Here is an 11999-nt window from a genome sequence, read left to right as displayed (position 1 = left end):
CGATCTCGGCCTGGAGTTCTGGGACGACCTGGAAGAGGTCGCCGACGAGGCCGTAATCGGCCACCTGGAAGATCGGCGCGTCCTCGTCCTTGTTGATGGCGACGATCACCTTCGAGTCCTTCATGCCCGCCAGATGCTGGATCGCGCCCGAGATGCCCACCGCCACGTACAGGTCCGGCGCCACCACCTTGCCGGTCTGCCCCACCTGCCAGTCGTTCGGCGCGTACCCGGCGTCCACCGCCGCCCGCGAGGCGCCCACCGCCGCGCCCAGCGTGTCGGCCAGCGGCTCGATCAGCGCGTGGAACTGGTCCGACGAGCCGAGCGAGCGCCCGCCCGACACGATGATCCGCGCCGAGGCCAGCTCCGGACGATCCGACTTGGCGATCTCCTCGCCCTTGAAGCGCGAGCCGCCCGCCTCCGGCGCGGCCGCCGCGACCGGCTCGATCGGCGCGCTCGCCCCGCCCTCGGCCGCCGCCTTGAACGCCGCCGTGCGCACCGTGATCACCCGCTTGCCCGACGGCACCTGCACGGTCTGGATCGCGTTGCCGGCGTAGATCGGACGCTCGAACGTGTCCGGCGAGACCACCTTGATGATGTCGGACACCTGCGCCACGTCCAAGAGCGCGGCCACCCGCGGCAGCACGTTCTTGCCCGTGGTCGAGGCCGAGGCGATGATCGTGTCGTAGGGCTCGGCGATCGCCGCCAGCAGCGCGCCGACCGGCTCGGCGAGGTCGTGGTCGTAGGCGCCGTCCTCGGCGTGCAGGACCTTCTCGACCCCCTCCAGCTTGGCCGCCGCCGCGGCCGCCGGCCCGGAGCCGGCGCCCAGCACCAGGGCGTGGACCGGCGCGCCGATCTCCCGGGCCGCGGAGAGCGCCTTGAGGGTGCCGTCCTTGATCTGGCCGTGGCCGTGCTCGACGAAGAGGAGTGTCGTCATGGTCGTGTGTGTCCTCGAAGGGGGGCGCGGGGCTCGACCGGGGCGGGAGCCGCGCGGAGCGGATCAGATGACGCCGGCCTCGACCTTGAGCTTCTGCACGAGCTCGGCGGCCGAGCCGACCTTGACGCCCGCCGAGCGGCCCGGCGGCTCGGCGGTCTTGAGCACGGTCAGCCGCGGCGTCACGTCGACGCCCAGCGCGTCCGGCGCCAGCTCGTCGAGCGGCTTCTTCTTGGCCTTCATGATGTTGGGCAGGCTCGCGTAGCGCGGCTCGTTGAGGCGCAGGTCGGTGGTGACGATCGCCGGCAGCGTCAGGCTGACCGTCTGCAGGCCGCCGTCGACCTCGCGGGTGACGTCGAGGCTGCCTTCGCCGGCCTCGACCTTGTAGGCGAAGGTGCCCTGCGGCCAGCCGAGCAGCGCGCCGAGCATCTGGCCGGTCTGGTTCGCGTCGTCGTCGATGGCCTGCTTGCCCAGGATGACCAGCTGCGGGCTCTCCTTCTCCACCACGGCCTTCAGCAGCTTGGCCACCGCCAGCGGCTCGCAAGGGACGTCGGTCTTGACCAGGATGGCGCGGTCGGCGCCCATGGCCAGCGCCGTGCGCAGCGTCTCCTGCGCCTGCTGCGGGCCGATCGACACCGCCACGATCTCGCTGACCGTGCCCTTCTCCTTCAGCCGGATCGCCTCCTCGACGGCGATCTCGTCGAACGGGTTCATCGACATCTTCACGTTGGCGAGCTCGACCCCGGAGCCGTCGGCCTTCACGCGGATCTTCACGTTGTAGTCCACCACCCGCTTCACGGGCACCAGAACCTTCATCCTGCCTCTCCTAGAGATCTTCCGATCGCCGGTGACCGGCGTCACGTCCTGCGCGGCGGCATCAGGCGTCGAGCAAGCCGGCGAGCTTCATCGCCACGCCCTGCGATCCCTGGACCTTCAGGCGGCCGGTGGAGAACGCGATCATCGGGCTCAGCTTGCCGCGCACCAGCTTGAGCAGGTTGTCGGAACTCAGCTTCATCACCGTGTCGGCCTCGCCGCCCTCGCCGGTGGAAACGTTCACGCCGCCGCCGGTCGCGTCCACCAGGATGCTGCCGCCATCGGTGAGATCGAATCGCACCCGGTAACCGAGGGTGCTGAGCGCCTCGGACCGTTCCTCGATGGACTCGACCAGTTGCCCGAGTTCCGCCATCGCTCGCCTCCGTCGTTTCGCCTGGAATGAACGCATGCCCCCCGCCCGGCCTTCGGGCAGGGCGCGGGGTTTCGCGTCAGAACATCGCCTCGTCGAGCGCCATCATCGCGCCCTTGCCGGACTTCACGGCCGCCAGCAGGCCCGCGACCTGGGGCAGGACGCGCTCCATGTAGAAGCGGGCCGTGGCGAGCTTCGCCTCGTAGAAGTCGCGCTCGTCCGTGCCGGCTTTCAGCGCCGTGTGGGCGACCTTGGCGGAGCGCAGCCACATGTAGCCGAGCGCCACCAACCCGAAGAGCCGCAGGTACTCCGTGGCGGCGGCGCCCGCCTCCTCCGGATCCTTGAGGCCCCGCTGGGCGATGTGAGCGGTGGCGAGTTGCAGCGCGCCGAAAGCCTTGGCCAGCGGCTGGGCCAGAGACGACAGGTCATCGTCCTCGATCGCCGCGTCGAGGGCGGCGAGCACCGGGTGGAAGAAGCTGCGCAGGTACCGCCCGGCATGGGCCGGGAGCTTGCGGCCCACGAGATCGAGGGCCTGCACGCCGTTCGTACCCTCGTAGATCATCGAGATCCGGGCGTCGCGGACATACTGCTCCATGCCGTGGTCGCGGATGAAGCCGTGGCCGCCATAGACCTGCATGCCGATGCTCGCGGCCTCGAAGCCGAGATCGGTGAACAGCGCCTTCACCACCGGGGTCATGAGCGCGGCGAAATCCTCCGCCCGGCGCCGCTCGGCGGGGTCTGGGTGGTGCTCCATCACGTCGAGGCTGCGGGCGACCCAGGCACCGAGCGCCCGGCAGCCCTCGTTGGTGGCGCGGATCGTCATCAGCATCCGCCGCACGTCCGGGTGCACGATGATCGGGTCGGCGGGCAAATCCGGACGCTTGGTGCCGACCAGCGAGCGGCCCTGGAGCCGCTCCCGCGCATAGGCGACGGCGCCCTGGTAGGAGGCCTCGCCGGCCCCCAGCCCCTGGATGCCGACCGACAGGCGCTCGCTGTTCATCATCGTGAACATCGCGCGCATGCCCTTGTGCGGCTCGCCGACGAGCCAGCCGGTGGCGTCGTCGAAGGACATCTGGCAGGTGGCCGAGGCCTTGATGCCCATCTTGTGCTCGAGGGCGCTACAGGAGACGCCGTTGCGCTCCCCCGGCGTCCCGTCCGCCCGGGGCAGGAATTTCGGCACGAGGAACAGGCTGATCCCCTTCACGCCCTTCGGCGCGTCCGGGAGCTTCGCCAGGACGAGATGGATGATGTTCTCGGTGAGGTCGTGGTCGCCAGCCGAGATGAAGATCTTCGAGCCGGTCACCGTGTAGGAGCCGTCCGCCTGCGGCACCGCGCGGGTGCGCAGCAGGCCGAGATCGGTGCCGCAATGGGCCTCCGTGAGGCACATCGTGCCCGCCCAGGTCCCGTCCACGAGCTTCGGCAGGTAGGCGGCCTTGAGTTCCTCCGAGGCGTGGTCCGCCAGCGCCTTGTAGGCGCCGTGGCTGAGCCCCGGATAGAGGCCGAAGGACAGGTTGGTCGAGCAGATCATCTCCTCGACCAGCTTGTTGATGCCTGCCGGCAGGCCCTGGCCGCCATAGGCCGGATCCGCCCCCATCGCGGTCCAGCCGCCTTCCCGGAACGCCCGGTAGGCCTCCGGAAAGCCCTTCGGAGTGCGGACCGCGCCGTTCTCGAGCAGGCAGCCCTCCGCGTCGCCGGAGGCGTTCAGCGGCAGCAGCCGCTCCTCGCAGAACTTCGCCGCCTCCTCGAGGATGGCGTCGGCGACGTCGGGGGTGAAGTCTTCCAGGCCCGGCAGGACCGGGGCCTCTTGGTCGGCGTGCAGCTCGTGCAGCACGAAGCGCATGTCGCGCAGGGGAGCCTTGTAGGTCTGCATCGCGTCAGTTCCTCACCGGCCGGCCGGTTTCGATCACGCTCTCGAACCGGTCGAGGGTCGCCTCCGTCCGCACGAGGCGCATGAAGCTCTCGCGCTCGAGCTCGAGGATCGCCGCCTCGTCGACGGGATCGAGGCTGTCGGCCTCGCCCCCGGAGAGCACCGCGGCGAGTTCCGCCGCCACCACGAGATCGTGCTTCGTGGCGATGCCCCGCCGGGCAAAGCCTTCGGCCGCCATGCGCAGGGCCAACGCCCCGGACGGGCCGGGAAGCGTCAGCGTCACGGGCTTGGGCGGCGCGTAGCCCTCGACCAGCGACAGGGCCTTGGCCTTGGCGTCGGCGAGCAGCCGGTCCCGGTTCATGGTGATGCCGTCGGTCGGACGCAGGAACAGGAGGTCGCGGGCCTCCTCGGCGGACTTGGCGACGGTGGCGGTCGAGACCGTCTCGAACACCTTGGCGGTCGCCGGCATCGGCCCCTTGGGCAGCTTCGGCGCCGATTGCCAGCGGGCCAGCATCTCCTTGCACCCGCCCCAGGCCGGGACGAGGCCGACGCCGGCCTCCACGAGGCCGATATAGCTCTCGGCATGGGCCTGCACCGCGTCCGAGTGGAGCAGGATCTCGCAGCCGCCGCCGAGCGCCATGCCGGCGGGGGCGCTGACCACCGGGAACGGCGCGTATTTCAGCTGGGCATAGGTCTGCTGGCCGAGCGAGACCAGCTTCTCGATCTCCCCCCAGGCGGCGATGTTGGCGGCGAACAGCGCGAGACCCAGATTCGCGCCGACCGAGAAGTTGGAGGCCTCGTTGTAGACCACCAGCGCCTTGTACTTGTCCCTGACCAGCTTGATGGTCTTGCCGAGCAGGACCAGGATCTGCTCGTCGAGGGCATTGCTCTGCGACGTGAACTCGAAGCAGACCACGCCGTCGCCGATGTCCCACAGGGCCGCCGAGCCGTTCCTGAGGAGCGGCTTGCCCGCGAGCTTGATGTCCTCCAGCCGCAGCACGCCCTCGGGACGGACGATGTTTTCGTAGTCGCCCCCGACTGTCAGAACCTGCCGGCGTCCGTTCTCGACGCGGTAGAAGGTCCGGCCGTTCAGCCCGGCGAGGATCGGCGGGACGGCGTGGCCGTCCTTCGCCAGCCGCTCGGCCACGTAGGCGCCGCCGATCCGGTCGATCAGCTCGAACGGACCCCACTTCCAATTGTAGCCGAGGCGCATGGCCTCATCGATGGCGGCGATCTCGTCGCTCGCCTCGCCCACGAGCCCGGCGGCATAGGCCAGCGTCGGGCCGATCACCGTCCAGGCGTAGCCGCCGACGCGGCCCGGCAGGTCCAGCACCGCGCGGGGGCCCTTCGCCTCCTTCAAGCCGGGCAGGTCCGCCCTGGCGGACGGCCGGTATTCGCCCGTCTTGAGGTCGATGGCCTCCTTGGTCTTCTGCGCGCCGGCGCGGTTCAGGCGGTAGAAGCCGCCCTTGCCCTTGCGGCCGGTATGGCCCTCCGCGATCAGCGTCGTGATCAGCGGCATCTCGCGGTACGTGGCGTGGAACGCGTCCTCCGCCGGCAGGGCCGCCCGCAGGCTCTTGGTGGTGTGCGGGATCAGGTCGAGGCCCACGAGGTCCACGAGGCCGAACACGCCGGTCTTCGGGATGCCGAAGGGGCGACCCATCACGGCGTCGGCCTCCTCCACCGGCACGCCGAGGTCGATCGCCGCCGCGATGGCGTTCTGGATCCAGAAGATGCCCAGCCGGTTGGCGATAAAGCCCGGCCGGTCCTTGCAGCGCACGACGCTCTTGCCGAGCCGGCGGTCGGCGAAGCCGGCGACCGTCGCGGCCAGCGCCGGATCGGTCCGCGGGCCGGTGACGATCTCCAGGAGCCGCATGTAGCGCGGCGGGTTGAAGAAGTGGGTGATCAGGAAGTCCTTCGCGAACGCCTCGGGCATCCCCTCGATCAGCGCGTCCAGCGGGATGGTCGAGGTGTTGGACGAGATCGCGGTGCCGGGCCGGCGCACCGCATCGATGTGCCGGTAGAGGGCCTGCTTCACGTCGAGGCGCTCGACCACCACCTCGATGATCCAGTCGGCCTCGCCGAGCCGGTCGAGATGGTCCTCGATGTTGCACGCCTCCACGAGCTTGGCGGCGCGCGGCGCCATGAAGGCGGCGGGCTCCGTCTTCAGCATCTTGGCGATGGCGTCCTTGGCCAGCGCGCTCCGGTCGGCGGCGCCCTCCGGCACGACATCCATGAGGAGCACCGGCACGCCGGCATTGGCGACATGGGCGGCGATGCCGGAGCCCATGACCCCGGCGCCGATGACGGCGACTTTGCGGATCCCGGTCATCATGCGCGCTCCAGAAGGGTGGCGATGCCCTGGCCGCCGCCGATGCACTGGGTGGCCAGCGCGAAGCGACCGCCCTCGCGGGCGAGCAGCGCGGCCGCCTTGCCGACGATTCGGGCGCCCGTGGCGCCGAGAGGATGGCCGAGTGCGATGGCGCCACCGTCGATGTTGACGGTCGTCTCGTCGAGGCCGAGGTCGCGGATGCAGGCCAGCGCCTGGGAGGCGAAGGCTTCGTTCAGTTCCACCACGCTCAGCGCGTCCGCGGTGATGCCCGCCCGCGCCATGGCCTTCCGCGAGGCGGCGACGGGACCGATGCCCATGATCTCCGGCTCGCAGCCCGAGACGCCGACGGCGGCGATCCGTGCCAGCGGCTTGAGGCCGGTGCGGCGGATATAGGCGGCGCTGCAGACGAGCACCGCCGAGGCGCCGTCGGTCAGCGGCGAGGAGGTGCCGGCGGTGACCGAACCGTCCTGCTGGAAGGCCGGCTTGAGGCCGGCGAGCCCCTCGGCGCTGGCATCGGGCCGGATGCAGCCGTCGGCCTCGACGGTGCCGGCCTTGGTGGCGATCGGCACGATCTCGGCGGCGAGCCGCCCCTCGGCCTGGGCCTGCGCCGCCTTGCGGTGGCTTTCCACCGCGAAGGCCTCCTGATCGGCGCGGGTGATCTGCCAGCGGCGGGCGACGTTCTCGGCGGTGTCGCCCATGCCCATGTAGGCGCCGGGCCGCTTCTCGTGGAGCGCCGGGTTCGGCATCGGATTGAAGCCCATCATCGGCACGCGGCTCATGCTCTCGACGCCCGCGCAGATGAAGGCCTCGCCGGCCCCGAGCATGATCTGCCCGGCCGCGATGTGGACCGACTGCATCGAGGAGCCGCAGAAGCGGTTCACGGTGACGCCGCCGACGCTGAGGTCGAGGTCGGCGAGCAGACCGATCAACCGGGCGACGTTGAAGCCCTGCTCGCCCTCGGGGAAGGCACAGCCGACGATCAGATCCTCGATGTCCTTCGAGGCGATGCCGGTATCGGCGACGAGCTTGCGCACGACCTGCGCGGCGAGGTCGTCCGGGCGGACCCGGGCGAGAGCCCCTTTCTTGGCCAGGGTGAAGGGCGAGCGGGCGTAGCCCGCGATGAAGACGTCGGTCATGCTATCCTCTCGGAACGATCACGAAGGGGGCGTGCGGGGGTGACGGCCGCCCGCGGGAAAGCGGAGCGGCGCAGGCGCGTGTTTCGAGACGGGGTCCGCGGGCGGTTCCCGCTCGCGACGCGCCGCGGCGGGACTGGCCTTGCTCGGAAAGGCGGCCTTCCAACCCGACACCCTCATCCCGAGGTGCGAGCGCAGCGAGCCTCGAAGGAGGGCTCCCGGAATCGCGCGGCCGGCTGGAGGGCTCCTTCGAGGCCTCCGCTGCGTTCCGGCGCCTCAGGATGAGGACGATGGGTGGGATCGTCCCATCGGATACCCGGCAGGACGCGGTCGTGAACCGCGGCAGCGCGACCGGACAGAGCTCGGAAGCGTGGTTCGGGCGCGCGTCCTGGCGCCGAACCGGCGGAGAGCGCTCTAGCGCGCCCGCCGCGTGTTGGCCGGCTTGGCGGTTTCGAGGGCGGCCAGCGCGTAGTGCTTGAGCTTCTCCAACTCGCCGAGCGTCTCGACGAGGGCCTTCTGCTGCTCGACGAGCTGATCGATCCGGCCCTCGATCTTCTTCAGAAGGTCGCGCCACTGCTCCTTCTGCGTCGGATCGACGTCGTAGAGATTGAGGTAGTCCTTGATCTCGCGCAGCGAGAAGCCCAGGCGCTTGCCCCGCAGGATGAGGATCAGCCGCACCTTGTCGCGGTGTGCGAAGATGCGCGTGTTCCCGGCCCGCTGCGGATTGAGAAGCCCCTTGTCCTCGTAGAAGCGGACTGTCCTCGCCGTGACCCCCAATTCCTTGGCGAGTTGGGTCACAGTATACAGTGTGTCGGACACAGAGAGCCTTCTCGAACGGGAGGCCACCGTATTCCTGGACTCTATGGAGCGTCAACGTCATGCCGACGCCCGCCTGTCCAGGGCCGCGCGATCGGCGCGGTCGCGCTCCTCCGCGACCAGTTCCTTCTTCGACAGCTTGCCGACCGCCGTCTTCGGCAGGCTCGCCCGGATCTCGATCTCCCGCGGCAGCTCGATCTTCGAGATCCGCGCCGCCAGGAAAACCCGAAGCGCCTCCGGCGTCGTATCATGCCCGGCGCGCAGCTTCACGAAAGCCTTGGGGCTCTCGCCGCGATACGCGTCGGGAATGCCGATCGCGACCGCCTCCTCGACGGCCTCGTGCTCGTAGAGCGCGTCCTCGATCTGGCGCGGATAGACGTTGTATCCGCCGCAGAGGATCAGATCCTTGATCCTGTCGACCAGAAACAGGAAGCCGTCCGCGTCGCGGTAGCCGATATCCCCCGTCTTCAGCGCGCCGTCGAGAAGGATTTCGGCCGTCTCAGCCGGACGGCGCCAGTAGCCGGCCATGACCTGCGGACCCCGGACGAAGACTTCGCCCTTCGCGCCGGGCGGCAGGATCCGATCCGGGTGACGCGGGTCGCGGATCTCGATGGCCGTGTCCGCCAGCGGCAGACCGACCGACCCGGCGCGGCGGCGGGCATCGAACGGGTTGACGCAGACGACCGGCGAACACTCCGTCAAGCCGTAGCCCTCCGACACGCGGCATCCCGTGAGCGCCTCGAAACGGGCGGCGATTTCGGCCGGCAGCGGGGCACCGCCCGAGATGCACAGCCGGATCGATCCAAGGTCGACCGTCGCGGTTTCCGCCGCCTTGTTGATGGCCCCGAAGAGCGTCGGGACCGCGGGGAAGAAGGTCGGCCGCGTTCGGGCGATGGTGGCGAGGAGCTGATCGATCTTGAACTGTGGAACGAGTATGATCTGCGCGCCGATCTTCAGCGCGAGGTTCATCGCCACCGTCATGGCGAAGACGTGGAATAGCGGGATGACGGCCAGGACACGCTCGCGGCCGTCCCGCAAGCCCGCCTCCCGGACGAGCGGGGCCAGCTGAGCGACATTCCCGGCGAGATTGGCGTGGGTCAGCATCGCCCCCTTGGGCGTGCCGGTCGTCCCGCCGGTATATTGCAGCAGCGCGACATCGTCGGGGCGAACGGTGGCACGCGTCCGGGATCCGCTGGATCGCCCGACCAGCCTGGCCCAGCGGACGTGCCGCGCATCCGCCGGCACCCGGGCGGTTTCCGACCGCCTGAACAGGCGGTAGAGAACGCCCCGGCCCAGGGGCAGCACGTCCGCGAGCGGACAGACCACCAGGTGGCGCAACCCCGCCTCGTCCGCGACCGCGGCGACCGGATCGTAGATCCGGGCGATGTCGGACACGACCATCACCGTCGTCCCCGAGTCGCGGATCTGGGTCGCGCATTCCCGGGACGTGTAGAGCGGGTTGAAGTTGACGACGGTTCCACCGGCTTTGAGGACGGCGAAGTAGAAGACCACGAAATACGGCGTGTTGGGCAGGCACAGTCCGACCCGGACACCGCGCTCGACTCCCAGCCGTGCGAGACCCGCCGCCAACCGATCGGCCAGAGCGCCGACCTCGCGATAGGTCCAAGCCCGCCCACAGAATTCGAGCGCCGGCCGGTCCGGGAAGCGCGACACGCTTTGATCGAGAAGATCCGGCAGCGTGCTCGATCCAGCGACTTGTCGCCGTGCTTGAGCGGACGCGGCCGCTTCGCCGCGCACGCCATCGATGTGAATGGCCGACATGTTCCCCTCCCTCTCCTGCTCGGCTCTCTCCGGAGCGCTTCGCTTAGGCAGGCCAGGACTGACGTATACGTCAACTAATATCCCAATAGGTCAGACTCGTGCAAGCCCGATCGGCGAACGGGCGTCGGACGCTCCCGGGCCACGGATCGCGCACGCGCGTGGCACGCCGGGCGTCGCCGCTCGCGTGGGACGATGCGAGGATCGCGAACGGGCTGGGCGGACCGGGTGCGTGAGAGCGTCCGCCCGCCGTACCGACGCCCGCGTCGAAGGCAGACGACCGGCGCAATCTGTCCCGAGAGCGTAAGCGCGTGGGCCCGCGCGGTCGCGCGAGGCAGAAGCGGTGCCGTCCGCGTCGAAACTGTGCCGGCATTGGTGCCAAAAGGGCACACCCACCGCGGCTCGACCGGCTGCAACCGGTTTCAACCGCCAAACGCGGCGTCTCAACCTTGCAGTTTTATACCCCTTAAGTCACTTTGATGACGTATAGGTCATGATGCCGATCTTGCGAACGGCGATGTCCGGTGAGGTCACGGTGCCAGGCGAAGCCGTGACGGGCCTGAGACAGAAGTCGCCACACGTAACAAAACAAAAAATTATCTTTCTGCATCGATGAGATCTGCAGATCTGGGGGAAAAGCTATGGTTGCCAACATCGGATTTCGTGTCGGAGCGGCCGCGCTGCTTGCCTCGGTCTGTGGAATGACGGGGGCGCATGCGGGTGCGTTTGGGATCCGGGAGCAGAGCACGCAGGCCCAGGGTCTGTCGTACGCGGGGGCGGCGTCGGGCTCGGGCGGCGTGTCGTCGATTTTCTGGAACCCGGCCACGATCACCATGAACCCGGGCTTCGTCTCGGAGCAGAACCTCACCTTCATCGGCCTGTCCTCCGAGATCCGGCCCGCGCCCGGCACCAACCCGGCCTTCGCCGGCCTGGGCGGCTCCGGCGACATCGGCCAGGGCGCCGTCGTGCCGGCGGGCGCCACCTCCTACCAGCTCAGCGACCGCCTCTGGCTCGGCCTGTCCACCGGCGCCCCCTTCGGCCTCGTGACCAAGCCGCGCGACGTGTGGGCCGGCGAGGTCTACGGCCGCTCGTCCCGGATCTTCTCGCTGGCGTTCAACCCGGTCATCGGCTTCAAGGTCAACGAGTGGCTCGCGCTCGCGGCCGGGCCCAACATCGAGTACTTCCGCCTGACCCTGCGCCAGGCGCTGCCGATCCCCGGGATCTCGCCGGTCGCCTACCCGAGCGGCTTCCTCAAGGGCGAGTCCTGGGGCGTGGGCTTCACCGCCGGCGCCACGATCACGCCGCGCGACGGCACCGTGCTGGGCATCGGCTACCGCTCCTCGGTCCACCACGACATCGACGGCTCGATCGGCGTGCCGCTGCTCGCGCTGGCGCCGCTGGCCGGCCAGGTCCGCGCCAAGCTGAACACGCCCGACAAGCTGAGCGTCGGCCTCACCCAGGCGATCACCCCGGTGGCGCGGGTCAACCTCGGCTTCGAGTGGGACAACTGGTCGAGGCTGGGCTCGATCGGCATCGTGTCGAAGACGCTCGGCCTGCCGGTCAACAACCTGCCGCTCAACTACAAGGACGGCTACACCTACGCGATCGGCGCCGAGTACGACGCCTCCGCCAACCTGACCCTGCGCACGGGCTTTGCCTACGAGACCTCGCCGATCGACTTCTCCAACCGCTCGGTGCGCCTGCCCGACGGCGACCGCTACATCGCCTCCGTGGGCGCCAGCTACCGCTGGAACCAGCAGCTGACCCTCAACCTCGCCTACTCGCACTTCTTCCTCGACCGCTCGCGGATCCTGGCCGGCATCGGGCGCGACTACAACGTCGGCAACATCGCCTTCGCGGGCGTGGTCGATTCCAGCGCCGACGTCGTCTCCGTCGGGTTCCGCTACGTCTTCGGCGCACCCCAAGCCCCAGCACCCGCACCCATCATCCGGAAATACTGA

At 69.6% G+C, this 11999-nt stretch carries 9 protein-coding genes; 1 reads left to right on the top strand and 8 read right to left on the bottom strand.

All coding sequences use genetic code 11. The annotated features are described in order from the left end of the window. The 8 genes from ACLBX9_RS11015 to ACLBX9_RS10980 all read right to left on the bottom strand — a co-directional run. On the bottom strand, nt 1-934 hold a 934-nt coding region (locus tag ACLBX9_RS11015), incomplete at its 3' end, for an electron transfer flavoprotein subunit alpha/FixB family protein (RefSeq protein ID WP_447718962.1). Between the two features lie 63 nt (nt 935-997). Then, nucleotides 998-1747 (bottom strand): electron transfer flavoprotein subunit beta/FixA family protein, encoded by a 750-nt coding sequence (locus tag ACLBX9_RS11010; RefSeq protein ID WP_010683582.1) that lies wholly within the window; start codon nt 1745-1747, stop codon nt 998-1000. 61 nt (nt 1748-1808) lie between these two features. Next, nucleotides 1809-2117, bottom strand: coding sequence for an SCP2 sterol-binding domain-containing protein (locus ACLBX9_RS11005; protein ID WP_158169054.1), 309 nt, complete (start codon nt 2115-2117; stop codon nt 1809-1811). Nucleotides 2118-2193: 76 nt separating this feature from the next. Then, nucleotides 2194-3984: an acyl-CoA dehydrogenase C-terminal domain-containing protein gene (locus ACLBX9_RS11000; protein WP_158169056.1), complete on the bottom strand. Its 1791-nt coding sequence runs from the start codon at nt 3982-3984 to the stop codon at nt 2194-2196. Nucleotides 3985-3988: 4 nt separating this feature from the next. Continuing rightward, on the bottom strand, nt 3989-6313 hold the full coding sequence (locus ACLBX9_RS10995) for a 3-hydroxyacyl-CoA dehydrogenase NAD-binding domain-containing protein (RefSeq protein ID WP_447718961.1): 2325 nt from the start codon (nt 6311-6313) through the stop codon (nt 3989-3991). Further along, nucleotides 6310-7446 (bottom strand): thiolase family protein, encoded by a 1137-nt coding sequence (locus ACLBX9_RS10990; RefSeq protein WP_158169058.1) that lies wholly within the window; start codon nt 7444-7446, stop codon nt 6310-6312. Before ACLBX9_RS10990 ends, ACLBX9_RS10995 begins: the two co-directional genes overlap by 4 nt. Nucleotides 7447-7857: 411 nt before the next feature. Then, entirely contained in the window at nt 7858-8262 is a 405-nt protein-coding gene (locus tag ACLBX9_RS10985; protein ID WP_202882056.1) for a MerR family transcriptional regulator, read from the bottom strand. Between the two features lie 57 nt (nt 8263-8319). Continuing rightward, the gene (locus ACLBX9_RS10980) at nt 8320-10041 is read right to left on the bottom strand and encodes a long-chain-fatty-acid--CoA ligase (RefSeq protein ID WP_447718960.1); all 1722 of its coding nucleotides are present in this window, start codon (nt 10039-10041) and stop codon (nt 8320-8322) included. A gap of 698 nt (nt 10042-10739) precedes the next feature. Between ACLBX9_RS10980 and ACLBX9_RS10975 the strand changes: the two genes are divergently transcribed. Next, on the top strand, nt 10740-11999 hold the full coding sequence (locus ACLBX9_RS10975) for an OmpP1/FadL family transporter (protein ID WP_447718959.1): 1260 nt from the start codon (nt 10740-10742) through the stop codon (nt 11997-11999).

The sequence above is a fragment of the Methylobacterium sp. A49B genome (assembly GCF_053346215.1).
This window is presented reverse-complemented; position numbering and strand designations above follow the sequence as displayed.

Excerpts from the sequence above, each read along its gene's own strand:
- ACLBX9_RS11010 (WP_010683582.1), bottom strand. The coding sequence starts at position 1,747 with ATGAAGGTTCTGGTGCCCGTGAAGCGGGTGGTGGACTACAACGTGAAG.
- ACLBX9_RS11005 (WP_158169054.1), bottom strand. The coding sequence starts at position 2,117 with ATGGCGGAACTCGGGCAACTGGTCGAGTCCATCGAGGAACGGTCCGAG.
- ACLBX9_RS11000 (WP_158169056.1), bottom strand. The coding sequence starts at position 3,984 with ATGCAGACCTACAAGGCTCCCCTGCGCGACATGCGCTTCGTGCTGCAC.
- ACLBX9_RS10995 (WP_447718961.1), bottom strand. The coding sequence starts at position 6,313 with ATGATGACCGGGATCCGCAAAGTCGCCGTCATCGGCGCCGGGGTCATG.
- ACLBX9_RS10990 (WP_158169058.1), bottom strand. The coding sequence starts at position 7,446 with ATGACCGACGTCTTCATCGCGGGCTACGCCCGCTCGCCCTTCACCCTG.
- ACLBX9_RS10980 (WP_447718960.1), bottom strand. The coding sequence starts at position 10,041 with ATGTCGGCCATTCACATCGATGGCGTGCGCGGCGAAGCGGCCGCGTCC.
- ACLBX9_RS10975 (WP_447718959.1), top strand. The coding sequence starts at position 10,740 with ATGACGGGGGCGCATGCGGGTGCGTTTGGGATCCGGGAGCAGAGCACG.